This window comes from Pseudomonas sp. HY13-MNA-CIBAN-0226, assembly GCF_040310305.1.
In the GTDB taxonomy this organism is placed as follows: Bacteria; Pseudomonadota; Gammaproteobacteria; order Pseudomonadales; family Pseudomonadaceae; genus Aquipseudomonas; species Aquipseudomonas gregormendelii.
On record NZ_JBEOPS010000027.1, the window covers coordinates 1 to 19,922 of the forward strand.

At 61.7% G+C, this 19,922-nt stretch carries 12 protein-coding genes and 1 pseudogene; all 13 read right to left on the minus strand.

Annotated features, from left to right (window positions below; translation table 11 throughout):
- Window positions 1-95: 95 nt before the first annotated feature.
- The 13 genes and pseudogenes from AAEZ05_RS25030 to glgA all read right to left on the minus strand — a co-directional run bounded on the left by AAEZ05_RS25030 (window position 96) and on the right by glgA (window position 19,430).
- On the minus strand, window positions 96-1,169 hold the full coding sequence (locus AAEZ05_RS25030; protein ID WP_350649355.1) for an autotransporter domain-containing protein: 1,074 nt from the start codon (window positions 1,167-1,169) through the stop codon (window positions 96-98).
- A 310-nt stretch (window positions 1,170-1,479) separates the two neighbouring features.
- Window positions 1,480-3,828, minus strand: a complete 2,349-nt coding sequence (locus tag AAEZ05_RS25035) for an autotransporter family protein (RefSeq protein ID WP_350649357.1) — start codon at window positions 3,826-3,828, stop codon at window positions 1,480-1,482.
- 384 nt (window positions 3,829-4,212) lie between these two features.
- Complete coding sequence (locus AAEZ05_RS25040) at window positions 4,213-5,013, minus strand: endonuclease/exonuclease/phosphatase family protein (protein WP_350597647.1); 801 nt, start codon at window positions 5,011-5,013, stop codon at window positions 4,213-4,215.
- 169 nt (window positions 5,014-5,182) lie between these two features.
- Window positions 5,183-5,941 carry a PIG-L deacetylase family protein gene (locus tag AAEZ05_RS25045; RefSeq protein ID WP_045058610.1) on the minus strand — a complete coding sequence of 253 codons (759 nt, stop codon included), beginning with the start codon at window positions 5,939-5,941 and terminating at the stop codon, window positions 5,183-5,185.
- A 260-nt stretch (window positions 5,942-6,201) separates the two neighbouring features.
- Window positions 6,202-6,810 carry an SAM-dependent methyltransferase gene (locus AAEZ05_RS25050; RefSeq protein WP_045058609.1) on the minus strand — a complete coding sequence of 203 codons (609 nt, stop codon included), beginning with the start codon at window positions 6,808-6,810 and terminating at the stop codon, window positions 6,202-6,204.
- Window positions 6,807-7,565, minus strand: coding sequence for a PIG-L deacetylase family protein (locus AAEZ05_RS25055; RefSeq protein ID WP_350597652.1), 759 nt, complete (start codon window positions 7,563-7,565; stop codon window positions 6,807-6,809). Before AAEZ05_RS25055 ends, AAEZ05_RS25050 begins: the two co-directional genes overlap by 4 nt.
- Window positions 7,562-8,554 (minus strand): annotated as a pseudogene (locus AAEZ05_RS25060) (acyl-CoA dehydrogenase family protein). Before AAEZ05_RS25060 ends, AAEZ05_RS25055 begins: the two are co-directional and overlap by 4 nt.
- A gap of 1 nt (window position 8,555) precedes the next feature.
- The gene (gene glgX, locus AAEZ05_RS25065) at window positions 8,556-10,715 is read right to left on the minus strand and encodes a glycogen debranching protein GlgX (protein WP_350597656.1); all 2,160 of its coding nucleotides are present in this window, start codon (window positions 10,713-10,715) and stop codon (window positions 8,556-8,558) included.
- A gap of 114 nt (window positions 10,716-10,829) precedes the next feature.
- The gene (locus AAEZ05_RS25070) at window positions 10,830-11,159 is read right to left on the minus strand and encodes a DUF2934 domain-containing protein (protein ID WP_350649359.1); all 330 of its coding nucleotides are present in this window, start codon (window positions 11,157-11,159) and stop codon (window positions 10,830-10,832) included.
- Between the two features lie 21 nt (window positions 11,160-11,180).
- Window positions 11,181-13,958, minus strand: coding sequence for a malto-oligosyltrehalose synthase (locus tag AAEZ05_RS25075; RefSeq protein WP_350649361.1), 2,778 nt, complete (start codon window positions 13,956-13,958; stop codon window positions 11,181-11,183).
- Window positions 13,955-16,033, minus strand: coding sequence for a 4-alpha-glucanotransferase (gene malQ / locus AAEZ05_RS25080; RefSeq protein ID WP_045058603.1), 2,079 nt, complete (start codon window positions 16,031-16,033; stop codon window positions 13,955-13,957). Before malQ ends, AAEZ05_RS25075 begins: the two co-directional genes overlap by 4 nt.
- A complete protein-coding gene (gene treZ / locus AAEZ05_RS25085; protein ID WP_350649363.1) occupies window positions 16,030-17,826 on the minus strand; it encodes a malto-oligosyltrehalose trehalohydrolase in 1,797 nt (598 codons plus the stop codon). The genes malQ and treZ overlap by 4 nt, the downstream gene beginning before the upstream one ends.
- Before the next feature lie 14 nt (window positions 17,827-17,840).
- Window positions 17,841-19,430, minus strand: coding sequence for a glycogen synthase GlgA (gene glgA, locus AAEZ05_RS25090; RefSeq protein WP_045058601.1), 1,590 nt, complete (start codon window positions 19,428-19,430; stop codon window positions 17,841-17,843).
- Window positions 19,431-19,922 lie beyond the last annotated feature (492 nt).

The window sequence follows — 19,922 nt, forward strand, 5'->3', positions numbered from 1 at the left end:
GCCCGAGCCTGCGGCAGCTCCTACACGCAATGCCCTGTAGGAGCTGCCGCAGGCTCGGGCCGCGTTCGGACGATCTTTTGCTGTTAAAAAAAACCTCACCAACGCATCCGCACGCCCAGACTGCCGATCAACCCGTTCAAATCGTTGTCATCCACATCACTGCTGTAATCGGCACTGACATACAGGCTCACCGCCGGTGTCACCTTCGCCACTAATCCCAGCCCCAAATCCACGGTTGACGACTTGCGGCTGCTGCTGATTTTGTCGACCTGATCCAGCGATACCGTGTTGCCGGTATAAACCGTGTGCCACAAGTTGGTCCGCACATACGGCTCGACTCCCAGGCCATTGATGTCGTAACTCCCTTTCAACCGCGCTCCGACCCGGCCGCTCCATGAGTTTAGGTCGCTGGCCGAAGCATTGCCTGAACCCGAGTAGGGCGTGTCGAGGGTGATACGTTGATTGATCAGTTGCGCCTGGGGTTCAACCACCCAGTTATCGCTTAACCCAATGGGGAATCCGCCTTCCACCGAGAGTGTCAACGCGCTGCCTTCAGTCACTTGCCTCACGCCCTGTTCGTTGCGGCTGAAGCCGTTGACCCGGCCACCACTGGCCGTCAGGTCGACGTGCCAGCCTTGCGCTCCGGTCAGGCTCCAGTAGGCGCCAAGGCTCTGGCCTTGCAGGTTGAGGGTGTCCGTGGCGGGGTCGGCCTGGGTGCGACTGGTCAGCAGGCCATTACCGTTACTCTGGAACTGGCTGACGCCGCCGATCAGCCCAACGCGCTGGGTATGCCCGCCGGCACTTTGCAACGTCAGTAGCGCCGGGCCCCAGGACTCGCTGGCACCGGGCCCGGAAAAGCCTTGCGCCAGCACGTCGTCCTGGGCCTGGCGCGAAGGCTTGCCGTAGAGCTGGTCCCAGGTCGAGGGTGCGGCGTCTTCGATGGTCAGGCGTGAACTGCGGGCGTCGGATGCTGCGCTGACATGCCCGGGGTAGGGGGCCGTGATATTGATTGCAGGTAGTGACATCGTTGGGACGTCCTGGCGATACCAGGGCAAGGTCTCATCTTCCGCCGGCCCGGCCTGTGCTCCCACCGATGAGCACAACAGCAGCGAACTCGAAAGGGTGTAGAAAGTGGCTTTGATCTCAAGCGGGGGGAGTGATGTTCTCATGGCGGTCTACCTTGCAATCGCATGCGCTGTCTCGCTTTGGCGTCTCTCCTACCCCGAATGAGGGGCGACCGAATGGAGTAGGCCAAACCTGCACCGGCCCCTGCATGAGCGGTGTGAGGCTTGTTCCTGGTAGTTTTCCGGGGGTAGTAACCTGTAGCTAAGAAGACCCTTGACATCGCGTCAAGAAAATGGCCGATAAATGGTAGGGCTAATTTAAGCCCTATAAGTGACTGATTTCCGCCGCGCTTGCAAGTGGTTGTTTGTACGAGGCATCGTCAAAAAACCGCGCGCCAGAGCCTTTATATGACGGCTACCAGCTAATTCTCACGCCGACATTTCCAAACAGTCCGCGCAAGTCCTGGCTGTCGATATTGGTGCTGTAGTCGGCACCGGCGTAGACGCTGACGGATGAAGCCAGGCTCACGTTCAGGCCCACACCGATGTCGGCGGAGGAGGCCTTCTGTTCAGTGATGACCCTGTCGACGTCGTCAAAGGTCACCGTGTCTGTCCCGGATAACGTATGCCACAGGTTCGCCCGCAGGTAGGGTTCGAGCGGGCGACCGCCGACCTGATAGCTGCCCTTTAGCCTTGCACCCAGGCGCCCGGTCCATGCGCCGTCGGAGTCGAAGGAAACCCTGGAAATCCCGTCGTCCTGGCTGTCCAGAGAGATCTTCTGATGAATGATTTGCGCCTGGGGCTCGAGCACCCAGGTGTCATTGAGGGCAATGGGATAACCGACTTCACTGGACACTGTGAGCCCGTGGCCACGGGTATCCAGTTTCAGGCCACGCTCTGAGCGGTTGTCGCCATCAAAGCGAGTCGACATGATCACGTTATCGAAGTACCAGCCGCTGTTGCCCACCAATGTCCAGTACAAGCCGACATGGTCGCCACGCAGGTCGATCTTGCCGGCGCGTTTGTCTTCAAAGCCCTCGTTGAAGCCGTCGACATTGCCCTTCATGCCGGTGTGCCCCACGAAGAACCCGATTCGCTGCGTGTGCCCGCCCGAGGTTTGGGAGCCGTAGAGGTCATTGCCCACTTGAAAGCCCTTGAGCGAACCATCGAAGCGCGGCGTTACGGTGCCTGACCAGGTCTGGTCGAGATTCTTTCCGTAAGCCCGGCCCCAGCCCGCACCAAACGCCCCGGTTTCGGTGAGCAGGCGTTGATCGCCCTGGCGATCGTGGAAAGTGCCGAGCGCTGTCAGGGTCAACTGGGCCGCAGCAGGAGGCAGCACTGACCAAGTGGCGACTTCGGGACGGTAAAGGGGAATCGGCGCGGCACCCGCAACGGCTTCGGGCAACGGCGGCAGCGGTGCCGGTGCTGGTAGCGGCGGGCTTCCCGGTTCAGGAGTGGGAGCCGGAGGGGCGGGCGCGGCGACCGGTATCGCAACGACGGGTACCGTAATAGGCGGCAACGCCGGATCCGGATTGGGGATGGTCGTCACCGCAGGGGCGACCACCGCCGAGCGCAGGTACCAGCTGTTTTCCGTACCGGCGGTGACCCCGCCCTTGAACAGACGGTAATCGAAAGCGCCTGCGGAAATCAGGCCGCCGTTAAGGGCGAAGGCTCCGTTGCTGGCCACGGCCGAGCCTTGTGCCTCAACCAGCTGGATGCCGTTCTGTTGAGTGACCCCGCCGACTCCGCCCAGGTTCTGCACGGTAATGACGGTGTTGCCGGTCAAGGTACCGTTATTGACCACCAGTTTATCGCTGGGGGAGCTGTCATCGCCCAGCACGCTTTGCAGCAGCAGCTTGCCACCGTTACCGGCGTAATTGCCCTGTACCGTCAGTGTGTCATTGCCGCGCGAATTGGCGCTGGTAAGGTCGATGGTCCCGGCATTGTTCAAGGTCGCGAGCTGGCCCGCAGTGAACGGCGCGATGCTGCCTTGCACCGAGGTGAGGGTGCTGCTGGCGTCGACGTTGATCACGCCGGTGCCACTGGTACTGTCACCCAGGATCAGCGAATCGCTGGCCAGGTCAAGGCGCGAGTTATTGCTCAGGTTCAGCGACTCCCAGTTGATGTAGCGGGAGGCGACGGCTGTGGTGGTCTGACTGAAATTCAAGGTGTCGGTACCGGGACCACCGTCGATGCTCGGCGTCGGTGCCAGGCTGGTTTCAGTGAGGTTGGAAAGGGTGGCGAGGTCATTGCCTTCGCCCATCAGGATCGCCGAACGGATGATCCCGCCGCCGTTCCAGTTGAGGATGTCATTACCGACGCTGGCGCGAATCTCCCCGACGATTTCGCCGCCGGTGACAGTGATGCTGTCATTGCCACCGCTGACGCTGACGTTGCCGCCGATTTTGCCGCCGGAGATGATGATGGTGTCGAGGCCGAAGCCGGTCACCAGATTGCCGATGATCTCGCCGCCAGACATGTCGAAGATGTTGTTGTCGAGCTTCATGTCGACTCGACCGATAGTGCCGCCGGACATCCTCGCCACGTCCCCGTCCTCGAAGGCCCCGACTATGGTGCCATTGGTCATCAGGAAGGTGTCGCGGCCGTCGCCTTGGGCCAGGGACTGGATCCGCCCGCCACTCATGACGAAGTCATCGATCTGATTGCCCTGATTCACCGCGCCGGTGATCACGCCGTTGGTGATCAACACCGTGTCTGAACCATCACCCTGGTTCAGGGTGCCAGTCAATGTCCCGGAATTCATGACCAGGCCATCATTGCCCGCACCAAAATTCACGTTGCCGATGATTTGGCCCGTGCCGCTGGTGGGAAAGCTCAGGGTGTTGTTGCCGGTGAGATCGGTCAGTGCGCCGCCGATGCCGCTGTCGCAGACATGGTTATCGTTGCCGGCGGTGGGCGTGAATGTACAGCTGGCTTGAGCGAATTGTGGCGATCCAAGGCTTAGACAAATGGAAACGGCGAGGGCACTGAAACGGTAGTCACTGATACGTACTTAGGCAAACCTGTCGCAATGTCCATGCATATCTCCAGGTGTGTAAAGGCGTGCAACGCTTCAATTGATACCGTACCAACAGAAATCGCCGACAACCACTGACACAAATGACAGCAGGTCGGATTTATTTATGACTTACAGATGCACTTCCACCGCCAACGGCAAGTGATCAGAAAGGTGCGTCCAGGGCTTGTTTCCCAGTATTCGCGGGTCATGGCTGCTGGCATTGCGCAGGTAAATGCGGTCCAGGCGCAACAGGGGGAACCGCGCCGGGTAGGTCTTGGCGGGACGACCGTGATGGCGTTCAAAGGCTTCATGCAGATAGTCGCGCCGGGCGAGGGCGGCGTTGCCTTGCAGCTGCCAGTCGTTGAAGTCCCCGGCGATGATCACCGGTGCATCATCGGGGAGGGACTCAAGCAGTTGGCACAGCAACTGGAGCTGCAGCTGGCGATGACTTTCCAGCAGGCTCAGGTGGACGCAGATCGCATGGACTTCGGCATGCCCCGGAACATCGAGTACGCAGTGCAACAGGCCCCGTCGTTCGGGGCCGGTGATCGACACGTCGAGGTTGCGGTATTCGCGAATGGGGTACTTGGACAGCAATGCGTTGCCATGATGACCGTCGGGGTAGACGGCATTGCGACCGTAGGCGAAGTCACTCCACATGCTGTCGGCGAGGAATTCGTACTGGGAAGTCTGTGGCCAGTCGTTGAAGCGTGAAGAATGACGCTCGTGTTCGCCCACCACTTCCTGGAGAAATACCAGGTCGGCCGAGGTACTGCGTACCGCTTCGCGCAATTCCGGAAGGATGAAGCGCCGGTTCAGTGCGGTGAAGCCCTTGTGGGTGTTGACCGTCAGCACTCTGAGGCGGTGGATGGCCGGTGGCGTAGTCAGCGGCATGTCTTCAAGTGCCTGCTGCGTTGGATCACTGGTCACGTTGACTCCTTGTAGTCGGTTCCATATCTATGCGACTGATGGGGGCGCGCGCAGTTCAGCGAAAATCGGCGATCGATTGTTGTCCAGGCCCTTGGCCCTGGGAACTGGTTTGTGGTGGAGCATTTGCCACCGTCATCGCGGGCAAGCCTTGCTCCCACAGGGATTGGTGTCAGACGAAGACGATTTCGTAAGGCAGGCGCATTCGTTCCAGCAGCACCCGGGGTAGCAGGGGGGCGAGGCCCAAGGCGGGCTCGCCATCGAGCTGGCTGGCATAGGCATGGGTGGCGTGGCTCTTGCGCGCCACGGTCCAGGTGTCGAGGCGCACCTTGCGCGCACGGTGCCAAGGGATTTGCTCGCGGTCTCGGATCGGTCGGTGCCAGGCGCGAATGGGTACTTCGTTGAAGGCCGCGCCGACTCTTTTCGCGGCCTTGGCCGCCGCACGGCCCACGGCATCGTGATCCAGATGGCGGTCCTCGCTCCAGGTGCTGAATACCACGTCGCCGGGGCGCAGGTAGCGGGCGATGAAATCGGCCAGCTGGGCTTCGTGTTCTGCCAGGGCGTTATCGGTAAAGCCGCCACGAATCCATTTCAGGCTGTGCATCGGCATGCCCAGGCGGCGCAAGGCCTCGACGCTTTCCTGGGAGCGAAACACGCTCAGGCGTTTTTCCGACCACTGTTGCGAGCCCGGATAACTGGCACTGCCGTCGGTCATGGAAAGTAATTGCAGGGGATGGCCCAGGGCGCTGAGCAGTTGCAGCAGGCCGCCGCACATCATCACTTCGTCGCCAGGATGGGGCGAGATCACCACCGCGCGAGCGCCCGGTGGAACGAGGGTCTGGGTGTTGATGACGGGGATATTGTCCAGTTGCGCCGCGCTGTTCCAGATCTGCGCAGGCAGGCTGCTTTCGCTGAAGGAAACGGTTTTCATCGGGCTACGTCCTTGTTCCGGGTGTATGAGCGTGGGTGCGCACGCTCCAAACCATGGATTGCCGCGCAAGGAGTATTGCTCATGTATTGCGATTCGTCGCGTGCATGTTCTATCTGGTACGTATTTTTTGCCGATGTTGATCTCCCATGCAGGAGCGAGCGTGTTTGTGAATGACCTGAGAGCGCCGCGCGGCATCAGGTCGCCCGCGTTACCGTTTAACACCATCGCGAGCGAGCTCGCTCCTACAGGTGGGGGCGTCGTCAGGTGCTGCTTCGCAGGCCTTCCAGGGTGGCCACAGAACGTGGTTCGCGACTCCATAGTTCCAGCAGGAAGTCGGCTTCCTGATGCAACACCAGGCGCGGCAGGTGCAGGTGCTCGTGCAGCAGGTCATGCACCTGGCGGGCATTCAGGGGACAACCTTCGATAGGCGGGCGCCAGTGGCATGCCAACAGTTGACCGTCGGCCGTGAGGGAATGCGAGGCTTGTTCGATCAGGCGCTTGAGGTCTTCGGCGTCCAGGTAGTAGCCAAGCTCGCTGATTACGATCAGGTCGAATTTCTCACTCGGCCATTGCTCGGGCAAACGTGCCTGATGCACCTGCGCATGGTTGAACGGACTCAAACGCGTACGCGCGAGGGCGACGGCGGCACTGGCGGTATCGCAACACAGCAGGCGGTCGCAGCGGGTGGCGAGGTCGGCGCTCAATTCGCCGTTGGCGCACCCCGGTTCGAAAATGGCGCGGTAGCGCGGACGGGGCAGCGCAGCCAGGGTAATGGCCCGTTTGCGTTGTTCGTACCAGCGCTGGCGGAATGCCCAGGGATCGTCACTGTTGGCAAACAAACCGTCAAAATATCGGTCATCGACGCTCATACGAACACCACCTCAAAGGGTTGTAGCAGCCGCTCCAGCACGTAGGGCGCGAGCACCGGTGGCAAACCGATCTGTGGGTCGCCCTCGAGCTGACTGGCGAAGGCATGGATCGCGTGGCGTTTGCGGGCAATCAACGGCGGCGACAACAGGATCTTGCGCGCTCGATGCCAGGGAACACTGCGGTCTTCAGGCGTTGCCCAGTGCCAGGTCCACACCGGCAGTTCATGCAAAGTCGCCCCGACACGCTGCGCCGCTTCGGCACTGGCACGCCCCACCGCTTCGTGATCGCAGTGCCCGTCTTCGCGCCAGGTGGTGAACACCACATCACTGGCGCGTAGATGACGCTCGATAAATGTGCTCAATTCGTCCTCTCTGGCCGCCACCTGGCTGTCGGCAAAACCACCGCGCAACCACCTCAAGCTGTGCAATGGCAACCCGAGCCGCCGCAGCGCTTCCACCGACTCCTGGGGGCGGACGGTGCTCAGGCGTTCCACCGGCCAGCGTTTTGAACCCGGATGACTGGCGCTGCCATCGGTCACCGAAATCAACTGCAGGTCACGGCCCGCCTCGGCCAGCAGCTGCAGGAAACCGCCGCAGCCGAGGATCTCGTCGTCCGGGTGTGGTGCAATGATCACCGCGCGAGAGCCCTCGGGGACCAATTGCAGAACATCGATCACCGGTAGCTGCGCCAGTTGACTGGAGGCTTGCCACTGATACAGCGGCGTGCCCTGGCCGACAATTGGATTGGTTTTCATAACGTCCATGTCCCTTCACGCATTAAGTGGCCCAGACCCGCGAGATCGCGCTCGGCGTGACTCTGGCGCAGAAAAACCGGCAGGTCGGCGCTCAGTTGCGCGAACTGTCGGTCTTTGCAATAAGGGCCGGCGCCCAGCGCGCGGCCGACATGATGAATGACTTGCTCGGCGGCGTTTTCAACCACTGCACGGGCGCGTCGGGCGAGCAATTCGGCGTCTTTGAGAGGGGCGGCATCTATCGCCAGGGCGCTGGCACGCAACACCGCGGCAGCGCCTTGCAAGGCACTGTCGACGGCGCCCAGATGGGCCAGGGCGTGGGGTTCAGCGCGCTGCGCACAATGCTCGCGCAACCGCTCGGCAATGCTGCAGGCCGCGCCATACCAGCAGGCGGCAATGCCGATCCCGCCTTGTCAGAATCCGGGGCGTTGCAGGTAATCGCCGGGGTTACCGATGGCGGTCGCCTGGGCGTCGTCGAAGAGGACCTCGACGCTGCCGGTTGCACCCATGCCGACCGCTTGCCAGCCCACATCGGTCACGGTGACTCCTGGCTGATCAAGGGCGACTGCCACCAGTTGTTGACGGTCCTGTTCGTCCCAGGCAGTCAATAGCGCATGACTGAGCACGGCGGCGCCGGAGCACCAGGCCTTGCGACCATTGAGCGCGACGGCCTGCGCTGAATGAGTCAGCCGAACCCGGGCATTCGGCGGTTCGGCCGCCCACATGCCCCAGGTACTGCCAGGCGGCGGCGCAAACGCACCGAGTTGCTGGAAAATCGCCAGCGCGTCAGTGTGCCCTTCATACAATTTGCACAACCGCAGATCATGCCCGCCCACCTCGGCCAACCGCTGGAATCGCTCCAGCGTGTGGCCTTGCCCCGGTAGCGGCAGTCGATCCAGACCTGCCTCCACCAGTTGCTCCAGGCACTGTCCTAGTGCCCGGGTGCCGTCGTAGTCCGTCGACTGGCGATCAAGACAGGTCTTGAGCTCCATTTCACTCGTCTTCCTCACGCTGCAGTTCGAACAACAGCAGCGAGCGGCCAGTCACGGAATATTCATGGCCAAACTCGAAGCGTTCCTGACCACGGATCGAGGGTTGATTGGTGTCGACCATGCACGTCCAGAACACGCCCTCAGGGACTTCCGGCAAGGTGAAGTTGACGATGTCGTGATGCGCATTCACCACCAGCAGCAGGGTGGCATCTGCTCCCTTGCGGCGAATCCCGGTTTCCTGGGCGCGGCCGTCCAGCAGCATGCCGAGGCAGCGTCCATGGGCGTCTTCCCATTGCTCGATGGACATCTCGCTGCCATCCGGGGCCAGCCAGGTGACGTCCTTGACGCCGATGTCCTCGTTGTAGTTGCCCACCAGGAAGCGTCCGCGACGCAGGATCGGGTAGGCCAGGCGCAACTTGATCAAGCGCTTGACGAATTTCAGAAGGGCCTTGCCGTCTTCGCTCAGGTCCCAGTTGACCCAGCCGATTTCGCTGTCCTGGCAATAGGCGTTGTTGTTGCCGTCCTGGGTGCGCGCGAACTCGTCACCCGCAACCAGCATCGGCGTGCCTTGGGACAGCAGCAGCGTGGCGAAGAAGTTGCGCATCTGCCGCTGGCGCAGCGCGTTGATTTCCGGATCGTCGGTCGGTCCTTCGACGCCGTGGTTCCAGGACAGGTTGTTGTTGCTGCCGTCCTGATTGTTCTCGTCGTTGGCCTCGTTGTGCTTGTCGTTGTACGACACCAGGTCGTTGAGGGTGAAGCCGTCGTGGGCGGTGATGAAGTTCACCGACGAATATGGGCGTCTGCCGCGCTGGTTGAACATCTCGCCGGATGCCGTCATGCGACTGGCGAAATCCGCCAGCTGGCCGTCATCGCCTTTCCAGAAGGAGCGCACTGTGTCACGGAATTTGTCGTTCCACTCGACCCAGCCTGGCGGGAAGCCACCGACCTGATAACCGCCGGGGCCGCAATCCCATGGCTCGGCGATCATTTTCACCTGGCGCAGTACCGGGTCCTGGCGGCAGGCGACCAGGAAGCTGTGGCGCTCGTCGAAACCGTCGTGGTAGCGCCCGAGGATGGTCGCCAGGTCGAAGCGGAAACCGTCCACGTGCATTTCCGTGGCCCAGTAACGCAAAGAGTCAGTGACCATCTGCAGGACGCAGGGGTGGCTCAGGTCCAGGGTGTTACCGGTGCCGGAGTCGTTGATGTAGTAGCGCTTGTCGTCGGGCATCAGGCGGTAGTACGACGCGTTGTCGATGCCGCGCATGGACAGGGTCGGGCCTTGCTCGTTGCCCTCGGCGGTGTGGTTGTAGACCACATCGAGTATGACTTCCAGATTGGCTTCGTGCAGGTGCGCAACCATCTCCTTGAACTCGGCGATCTTGCCACTGGCCAGGTAGCGCGGGTCCGGGGCGAAAAACGCAATACTGTTGTAGCCCCAGTAGTTGGTCATGCCCTTGTGCAGCAGATGCTGATCGTTGACGAAGGCGTGAATCGGCAGCAGTTCGACCGACGACACACCCAGTTTGCGGATGTGCTCCAGCACGTCGTCCACCATCAGGCCGGCAAAGGTGCCCCGCACGTTTTCCGGAACCGAAGGGTGACGCATGCTGATGCCACGGACATGGGTCTCATAGATGATCGTCTTGTCCCACGGCACGCTGACGCGGTGGTCGTGGCCCCAGGTGTGCGCCGGATCGATGACCTTGCACTTGGGTACGAAGGGCGCGCTGTCGCGTTCGTCGAAGCTGAGGTCGGCGTCGGGGTGGCCGATGGTGTAGCCGAACAATGCTTCGGACCATTTCAGCTCGCCGACCAGTTGCTTGGCGTAGGGGTCGATCAGCAATTTGTTGTGGTTGAAGCGGTGACCATTGGCCGGGTCGTAGGCGCCATACACACGGTAGCCGTAGATCAGCCCGGGATGGGCGTCGGGCAAGTAGCCGTGGTAGATCTCGTCGGTGTATTCGGGCAATTCGATGCGTTCGAGTTCGACCTCGCCCGAATCATCGAAAATACACAGTTCAACCTTGGTCGCGTTGGCGGAAAACAACGCGAAGTTGACACCCAGGCCGTCCCAGGTAGCACCGAGCGGGAAGGGCAGGCCCTCACGAATTCGCGAGGCCTCGGCGTGAGGTTCTGTCGCGGGTTTTTTTGGACTGCTCATAAATGCTCCTGCAAATGGGGTCGAGTACGGTGTGGCGATAGTGTTTTCAGGGCGAACGACCCCGACATGGCGAGCAAGCTCGCCATGAATCCAGTCAAATCAGAAAGTCAGTCGTCAGACCGCAGGTTTTTTCGTCGCTCGCGGCTTTTTCTCGGGAGCCTTTTCGCCTGGCGGTATCACCGAAGAAGCGGCTGCAGGCTTGGCCTTGGCGGCGGCCTTGGGCTTGGCAGCAGGTTTGTCTTCAAGCTTGCCGTTGGGCTTGGCAGCCTTGCCAGCAACACCTTTGCTGCCAGCCGCCTTGGGCGACTTGCTGGGGGCCAGCGCTTCAGCTTCGGCCAGTTTGCGAGCCATCTCCCAATGACGGGCTTCCTGGCCCTCGGGTTGTCCTTCAGACTCCCAGATCTGATAGGCAAATTCGCGAACGCGTTTATCGTCGGTACTCATCGCTATGCTCCTGAACTGAACTCAAGCTTGGGTAGAAAATTGGATAAAAAGATTGACCGGGAATTCGCCCAGCGCGGTGCTGATGTTCAGCTCCTTGTGATTTGTGACTGTGGCGCCAGGAAAAAGTCCCTTCAGATTTTCTGCGGATGCCTCAAACGGTAATTTGACCCGGGTGTCGCCCCACTGCAGCGCATCGACCAAGGGTTGGGCACTGTTTTTCAGCAGTTCGGCGCAACGAATCGGTACGATCACTACCGCCCTGATACCTGCATGTTCACGCATGAAGGCGAGCACTCTGTGGGCCTGGCTACCGACCACTTCCAGTGGCTGATAGCTGCCACGGGCAAACAGTTGGGCATGCTCGGCGCGCAGGTTGAGGGTGCGGCGAATCAGCGTCTGCTTGATGCGCCCATCGCGCCAGGCCGCCAGCAGCTCGGTCAGCTCCCGGGGTTGTGCCATGGCTTGCTGCCGGCTGTGGTAATCCACGGGCCTGCGGTTGTCCGGATCCACCAGCGAAAAGTCCCAGTCATCGTTACCCTGATACAAGTCCGGCACCCCAGGCACCGTCATGCGCAGCAAGGTTTGCGCCAGACTGTTCAGGGCACCCGGTGCCGCGAGTGCCTGGGCGGCCTTGGCCAGGGCCGAGCGCAACAGTTCACCCTCGGCACTCAGGAGCAAGCGCTCGATGAAGACCTGGACCGCTCGCTCGTAGGCGTCATTGGGCGCACTCCAGCTGCTTTGCAATTTGGCTTCGCGCAAGGCTTTCTGTTGCCACTGCCAAAGGCGCTTGGCGTAGTCCTCGAGGCCCGCCTGATCGTCACTGCGCAGGTCCAGCGGCCAGCTGCCGAGGACGGCTTGGTAGAGGATCAACTCGTCGCCGGCAGACGGCATCTGCTCGTCGTCACGCAACGGCCGGGCGAGGGTTTGCCACAGCGGCACCTGTTCGGCATACCAGGCGCTGCGCTCGCTCAATATGGCCAGTCGCGCGCGGGTGTCTTCACCGCGTTTGTGGTCATGGGTGGCCGTAGCCAGCAGATTGTCCGGGAAGGCTTCGAAGCGCTGCAGGCAAGCCTGGTGAAAATCAGCGACGGGCGCGCTGAACTGTTCGGTGCTGAAGCCCACGTCGTTGCGCGACAGCAATACTGCCGAACGATAGAACGCCGTGTCCTCGACCGCCTTGGCGGCCGCCGGTGACGTCAGTTGCTGGAAGCGTACGCAGGCATGCTTGAGAATCTTGCGCGAGCGCCCGATGGGGCGCTCACGCCATTGCTTGCCACCGAGCCAGCCGGCCAGGCAGTCGAGCACCGGCCAGTCGGCCTCGCCGAGGGTCTGCCGCGCTCCTGCCAGGGCCTGCTGGAAGAACACATCGTCTTCGTCGGAACGTCCAAGCGGGCTGATGTAGGTGCGGTACACCGGAAAATGCACGATCAATTCCTGCAGCGCGCGGCGGATCGCACCCAGAGTCAGGTCGCGGGTCATCAGGTCATCCCGGGCCACTTGCAGCAGTGCCTGGGCCACGCTTTCGAAATCGCCGGCCAATGAACCGTTGAGGATCTGCTGGCGCGCCAGTTGGGCTTCCTGGCAAAAGTCCGCAGGCCGTTCGCTGTACTTGCTCCACAGTTCACCCAAAGGTTGGGCGCCCTCGGGATCGTGTTGCAACAGCGACAACTGGTTCATGAACTCGTAGCCCGTGGTGCCGTCCACCGACCAGTCGCGATGCAGCGCTTCGCCTTCACCGAGGATCTTCTCGACGTAGATTGGCAGGTGGCGCTCGGGCGACAGCGAGTCGACCCGACGCCGCAGTTTGCGGCAATAGCCACGCGGGTCGGCCAGGCCGTCAATATGGTCGATGCGCAGCCCGTCGATCAGGCCTTCGGCCACCAGCTCGAAAATCTTCGCGTGGGTCGCCTCGAAGACGGCCGGACGCTCGACGCGCAGGCCACCGAGTTCGTTGACGTCGAAAAAGCGCCGCCAGTTGATGTCATCACCCGCTGTTCGCCAACTGGCAAGGCGGTAGCTCTGGCGCTCGAGCAGCAAGTGCAGGCGCTCAAAACCCTCAGGTGTCTGCGAGTCATAACCTTGCAGATTCTGCTCGATGCGCTGCAGGATGGCCGGGTCCCTGGCCAGTTCGCGCAGCTCTTCCTTGAGCGGTACTGCCAGGCTGTGGGCGTCGGTCTGGTAGCTCAGGGCAGAGAAGCGATCGGCGAGGAATTTGAGCGGCTCGTCATCGCTCCTGAGCAACTCGCCGTAGCTGTTCGGGCAGATCGGGAAGTGATGATCGTAGTGCTCGACATGGAACGAGCCGCGCTGGGGATCGAATCTCAGGGGCAAGGTGCCTTCCTGCAATGCCACGCCGTAGTCGCTGCCCAGAAACGGCAGCAGCAACTGGCCTTCCATCAAGGGGTCGGGGGAATGCCACTGGATATCGAAGAACTCGCCGTGGGGGCTCAGGCGTCCCCATTCAAGCAAGTCCAGCCACCAGGGATTGTCACTGCCGCCGACGGCCATGTGATTGGAAACGATGTCGAGGATCAGCCCCATGTTCTGTTCACGCAAGGCCGCTACCAGGCGGCGCAACGCAGGTTCGCCGCCCAGTTCCGGGTTGACCTGGGTCGGGTCCACCACATCGTAGCCATGCATGGACCCGGCGCGCGCTGCGAGCAGGGGCGAGGCGTACACGTGGCTGATGCCCAGACTGGCGAAATAAGGCACCAGGGGCACCGCCTGATCCAGGGTGAAGTCTTTATGGAACTGCAAGCGCAAAGTCGCGCGCAACGGTTGGATTAATGGTTGGTTCATTGGTCACGCTCACCGGCTTGAAGTCGCGCACAGGCGAGCAGTTCCAGACGCCGGGCGGCATCGGGGTCATCGAGTAATGCCTCGCTGTAGCCCGGCAAACGCCGGCTCCAGTTTGGATGGGTGTTAATGGTGCCGGGCAGGTTGGCCTGCTGCTCGATGCCCAAGGCGTCTTCCAGCGGCAACAGCACCAATGGCGCGCGCGTATGGCCCAGGAAGCGCACACTGGCGTCGAGCACCTGGTCGGTTTCATGGGACTCTTCGCGAAAGTTCTGCGGGTCTTCGCCCAGCACTCGGCGCAAGCCTTCACGCTCACGTTCGCGGTGGCGACGCCATTCGATTTCACTGCTGGCGTCGGTCATGCCGAGGCGGGCATTCCAGTCGATGTCGCGGCCGTGCCACCAGCCGTTGAGCGTCGGCAGGTCATGGGTGCTGGTGGTGGCCAGGGCATTGTCCGGCCAATCGAGGATCGACTTGAACTGCGCGTTATCCTGTTCAAACAGCAACACCCGCATTCCGAGTATCGAGCGGGCGATGAGTTTTTCCTGCAGACCCTCAGGCACTGTGCCGAGGTCTTCACCGAGGACGATGGCCTGGTGCCGATGGGATTCCAGGGTCAGCAGGCGCAGCAGGTCATCCACCGGATAGTAGAGGTAGGCACCATCGGCAGGCGACGCGCCATTGGGGATCACCCATAACCGTTGCAGGCCCATCACGTGATCGATGCGCAGGCCGCCGGCGTGGGCAAAGTTGGCCCGCAGCATTTCAATGAATGCGCGAAAGCCGTTGCGCACGAGACCTTCCGGCGAGAACGCGGAAATGCCCCAGCCCTGGCCGGTGCGATTCAAAATGTCCGGTGGCGCGCCCACTGTCAGGGACGCGAGCAACTCATCCTGGCGACTCCAGGCCTGGCTGCCACCGCCATCGGCGCCTACAGCAAGGTCGGCGATCAGGCCGATGCTCATGCCGCTGCCGCGGGCCGCTGTTTGTGCGCGTTCCAGGCAACGGGTAATCAGCCATTGGCAGAAAGCGAAAAAGCCGATGCGTCCGGCATTTTCTTCGGCAAATTCGGCCAGCGCAGCGCTGCGCGGGTCTTGCCATTGCTCGGGCCACTCGCGCCAGTCGAGCGCTTCACCCTTGGCTGCGCGAGACTCCTGGATGGCTTCGAAACGGCAATGATTTTCCAGAGCCTCGCCGCCGGCGTGGCGAAAGCTGCTGAAGTCGGGATGCAATGGATGCTCACCCTGCACAAACCCTTCGTACAATGCCTGCAACAGTCGATGCTTGGCCTCGGCGGCAACCGGCCAGTCGATCAGCGCCAGTTCTTCGAGGTGCTTGAACTCGGCGGCCAGGCCGGTGGCGTCGATGGCGGCGCGCACCGCCCGCTCACCCAGAATGGCGCCGGGCGCGGCGTACAGGCTGTTCAGGAACAGGCGGCTGGACGGCGAATACGGGCTGTAGCGTTGGGTGTCGCTGCTGAACATGGCGTGCAGCGGACTAATCGCCAAGGCGTCGCTACCCCGTTCCCCGGCCACTCGGGCCAGGTCTTCGAGGGCCTGGGTATCACCGAAACCGCCATCGCCCGGGCGGCGCAGGGAGTACAACTGCACGCTCAAGCCCCAGGCGCGGGGAATCGGGTTGTCTACCGCATCGCCGACGCTGTAACAGCGGGCTGGCGCGACGGCCAAAGTAAATTGCTGGCCATCGATGCTGACGTGTTGATAACCGACCGGTACCAGGCCCGGCAACACTGAATTGGCATCCAGCTTCAGGTTGAGCCGAGAGCCGTCCTCGAGGTGGATTTCACACGGGGTCTCGGGCTCGAAGTAGCGCGCCAGATCGACCCCGACACCCACATCCGCCGTGAGCATCGGCGGCAGGTGGCGGGTTTGCTGGACTTCCTGCAACTGCAGCAGGCTGGCGTCAATTTCCAGGGCGGTGCCGGCGGGGTGGCCGAGACCGGTCAGGACATTGCGTAGTACTGCAGGGGCAACTTTTTGCGGGCGGCCGTTGGCGTCGATCCAGTCGACTGCCAGACCGGCGCGGCTGGCAAGTATTTCCAGTTGCGCATCACTCATTGGCGCTCTCCATCCGGGGGTAGCAAAGGGGCTGCGGCCTTGAGGCTGACTAGCGCGCTATACGGGGCGAGTTGCCCCTGATCCAACAGGCTGGTCGCGTGTGCCGGGTGTTCGAACAACACCTGGGCACCGGCCTGAGAAGTGTGGACCACGGGCGTGTTGCCGAGGTTCAGGTCAATGCGTAGCTCACTGCCATCGCCCATGCGCCATCGTGCGCTCACCGCGGCGTGGGCCAACACTTGGGCGCCCAGGGAGCGCGTGCCTGGCAGGCGCGGCACGATCTGCGCATGGCGCAGGCTTAGCAGGCGCCGATACAACGCATGGATGGCCGGGGTTTCAGCGGGTGTCAGGTCTGGAATCGATGCTTCGAATGTCTGCGGTGCATTAGGGTCGGGGATGCGCTCGCGTTTTTCCGGGTCAGCGAATGCACTGAAGGCTGCGAACTCGTTACGCCGGCCTTCGCGTACCACCTCTGCCAGTTCGCCGTGGTGATCGGTGAAGAACAGAAATGGCTCTTCGGCACCGAACTCGTCGCCCATGAACATCAGCGGAATCATCGGCGACAACAGCAGCAACGCGGTAGCAGCGTGCAGGGCATCCGGGTGTGCGAGCTGGTGCAGGCGTTCGCCGAAGGCACGATTGCCGATCTGGTCGTGGTTCTGCAGGAACAGCACGAACGCAGTGGGTTCCAGGTGGCCGCTGGGTTCACCGCGGGTTTGGCCGTGGCGGTTGACATGGCCCTGGAACACAAAGCCTTCGCTCAGGCAGCGCGCCAATTGCCGGGTCGGCTGTTCGGCGTAGTCGGCGTAATACGCATCGGTTTCACCAGTGATCAACACGTGCAGGGCGTTATGGCCATCGTCGTTCCACTGGGCATCGAATCCTTCCTCGAGGAGGCTGGCCTGATTGTGTTCGTTCTCCAGCATCAGCCACACGTGCCTTCCGGGAGCCGTCTGCTGGCGGATGCGTTGTGCCAGTTCCTGCAGGAAATCCGGGCTTTCGATGGCGTGCACGGCGTCGAGCCGCAAGCCGTCGAAGCGGTACTCCATCAGCCACATCAGGGCGTTGTCGATGAAGAAGTCGCGCACTTGGCGGCGACGGAAGTCGATGGCGGCCCCCCAGGGCGTGTGTTTGTCTTCGTTGAAGAAGCCCTTGGCGTAACGATGCAGGTAATTGCCATCCGGGCCGAAGTGGTTGTAGACCACGTCGAGAATCACCGCCAGGCCAAGGCCGTGGGCGGTATCGATCAGGTGCTTGAGTTGTTCCGGAGTGCCGTAGGAGGCTTGGGGCGCGTAGGGCAAGACCCCGTCGTAGCCCCAGTTACGCTCCCCGGGGAATTGCGCCAGGGGCATCAGCTCAATTGCAGTGATACCCATGTCGACCAGCCGCGCCAGGTGCTGCTCGACGCCACTGAAGCCACCGAGTGCACCCACGTGCAGCTCGTAGATCACCGCCTCGTGCCACGGCCGACCTTGCCAGCGGGTGTGTTGCCACTGATAGGCAACGGGGTCGACCACCACGCTGTGCAGGTGCAGGTCGCCGGACTGTGCCCGGGATGCCGGGTCAGGCACTTGCAACTCGCCGTCGATGTTGTAGCGGTAACGCGTGCCGGGGGGGCAGCGCGTCTCGATCACGAACCAGCCATGGGCCTGGGGCAGCAGCGGTAAGGATTGTCCATCTTCCAGTTCGACGCTGACGTCAAACGCATCTGGCGCCCACAAGGCAAAACGCGTGTGTTGTGCGTCCAGCATAATTGCGCCGTGGGGCCAGGTTTCAAGGGTCCGTAACGGCATCTGGTAAAAACCTCTTATTGTCGGTGCGATTTTCCCAGCGCCTTGGCGACCAGTTGTTCGTAGAGTTCGGCGTAGGGTTCAACGGCCTTGCACCAGTTGAAGGGTGCAGCCATGGCACGGCAGCGCATGGCGTTGAGCAGGTCCGGGTAGGCAAATACCTTGAACGCGCGGCTCAGGGCCTCCTGATAGCTTTCTGCGGTGGATTCGTCGAAGAGGAAACCGGTGACGCCGTTTTCAATGGTGTCGGCCAATCCACCGGTATTGCGTGCCACCGGCAAGGAGCCGAAGCGTTGGGCGTACATCTGGCTCAGGCCGCAGGGTTCGTAGCGCGAAGGCATCAGCAGGAAATCGCTGCCGGCAAACATGCGCCGGGCGTCGGTTTCATTGAAGCCGATGCGCACGCCGATCTGGCCGGGGAAGCGCAGGGCCAGCTCGCGCATGGCTTGCTCTTCTTCCGGTTCGCCACGACCGATGATGGCGATCTGGCCGCCGGATTTGACGATGTATTCGGAGACGGCTTCGGTCAGGTCCAGGCCTTTCTGGTAGACCAGCCGCGAAACCACCGCAAACAGCGGGCCTTCGGAATCGTCCAGGCCAAACAGCTCGCGTACATGGTCGGCATTCACCGCCTTGCCGTCCCAGTCGCCAATGGTGAACGGGCAGAACAGATGCGGATCGGTCGCCGCGTCCCAGCTCTCGTCGATGCCGTTTGGAATGCCGCTCAGCAGGCCTTGCTGGGTCTTGGCAGCGAGGAAACCGTCGAGGCCACAGCCGAAGTCCGGCGTAGTGATTTCCTGGGCGTAGGTCGCACTGACCGTAGTGATGTGGCTGGCGTAAGCCATGCCAGCCTTGAGGAACGACATCTTGCCGTAGAACTCCATGCCTTCCTGTTGCAGGGCATGGGTGGGAATCCCCAGTTCAGGGCACGAACCCAGGCTGGTGACACCTTGATAGGCCAGGTTGTGGATGGTGAATAGCGTCGGGGTGCGCTGTCCACGCCAATGCATGTAGGCCGGCGCCAGGCCGGCTGGCCAGTCGTGGGCATGCACCAGGTCCGGGCACCAGTGAATCTGCGCCAGGTTGGCTGCGATATCTGCAGCGGCCAGGCCCAGGCGGGCAAAGCGAATATGGTTGTCCGGCCAGTCGCGACCGTTGTTGGCGCCGTAGGGCGAACCTTCGCGCTCGTAAAGCTCGGGGCAGATCAGTACGTAGATGACCAGGCCATCAGGCATGTCCATGCGCCCGATCTTGCAAGGCGGCAGGGCAGCATGACCGCCCAGCTCACCGATGATGTGAATCGGGTTTTCGCTGTGGAGCACCTGCGGGTACCCGGGGATCAGCACGCGCACGTCGTGCAGATGCGCCATCGCCCGCGGCAGAGCGGCGGAAACGTCGCCCAGGCCGCCAGTCTTGACCAGATCGGCGATCTCGGAGGTCACGAACAAGACGCGTTTCTTGTTCGGATTCTGACTGGTTACCGGTGGCAGTTTGCGTGGACTGGTCACGTTAACCGGTGCAGCGGATTGCGCATTGACTACGGTGCTCGACTCGCCGACCTGCTGATGAGCACGTTCTCCCTGAATATCTAAAGCCGCACTGATCATATGAATCTCCCGTGTTGTTGATCTAATTCTCGGTCTGGCACCAACGATGTTCGATGGCCTGTCCCTATGGCCGGGCGCAAACGCGCTACGCATCGGTGAGCAAACGCTGCCAACGCGATAAAGCACAGTGGCTGGAGAGGGCTGTTGCAAAGATCGAACCAGTCGCAACACACCCACCTTTAAGCTGACCTTGCGCCAGCGGCAAAAGTTTCTTCTAATTTTCCCGGTTGTGACTAACCGGTTTTAACCGGCAAAAAGGAGTCTAGGCCAGAACCTAGAGCGGGCCAGTCCATTTGGGAAAATTGTTCGACAATCCTTTTCAAAGGGTAACGGCTGAGCCTGACGAAGGGTGATCGCACCGACGAAGGGCAGTTTTATTGTGCGTGACGCCTCACAATGTGACCGGCTAGTCACAATAATGGACCAGGTGTGACAGTTTCGTTGCACTGTTGTGGTGCGGGTTGGCCAGTCCCGCATTTGGCTGAAGCGCTG

Excerpts from the sequence above, each read along its gene's own strand:
- AAEZ05_RS25030 (WP_350649355.1), bottom strand. The coding sequence starts at position 1,169 with ATGAGAACATCACTCCCCCCGCTTGAGATCAAAGCCACTTTCTACACC.
- AAEZ05_RS25035 (WP_350649357.1), bottom strand. The coding sequence starts at position 3,828 with ATGAATTCCGGGACATTGACTGGCACCCTGAACCAGGGTGATGGTTCA.
- AAEZ05_RS25045 (WP_045058610.1), bottom strand. The coding sequence starts at position 5,941 with ATGAAAACCGTTTCCTTCAGCGAAAGCAGCCTGCCTGCGCAGATCTGG.
- AAEZ05_RS25050 (WP_045058609.1), bottom strand. The coding sequence starts at position 6,810 with ATGAGCGTCGATGACCGATATTTTGACGGTTTGTTTGCCAACAGTGAC.
- AAEZ05_RS25055 (WP_350597652.1), bottom strand. The coding sequence starts at position 7,565 with ATGAAAACCAATCCAATTGTCGGCCAGGGCACGCCGCTGTATCAGTGG.
- glgX (WP_350597656.1), bottom strand. The coding sequence starts at position 10,715 with ATGAGCAGTCCAAAAAAACCCGCGACAGAACCTCACGCCGAGGCCTCG.
- AAEZ05_RS25070 (WP_350649359.1), bottom strand. The coding sequence starts at position 11,159 with ATGAGTACCGACGATAAACGCGTTCGCGAATTTGCCTATCAGATCTGG.
- AAEZ05_RS25075 (WP_350649361.1), bottom strand. The coding sequence starts at position 13,958 with ATGAACCAACCATTAATCCAACCGTTGCGCGCGACTTTGCGCTTGCAG.
- malQ (WP_045058603.1), bottom strand. The coding sequence starts at position 16,033 with ATGAGTGATGCGCAACTGGAAATACTTGCCAGCCGCGCCGGTCTGGCA.
- treZ (WP_350649363.1), bottom strand. The coding sequence starts at position 17,826 with ATGCCGTTACGGACCCTTGAAACCTGGCCCCACGGCGCAATTATGCTG.
- glgA (WP_045058601.1), bottom strand. The coding sequence starts at position 19,430 with ATGATCAGTGCGGCTTTAGATATTCAGGGAGAACGTGCTCATCAGCAG.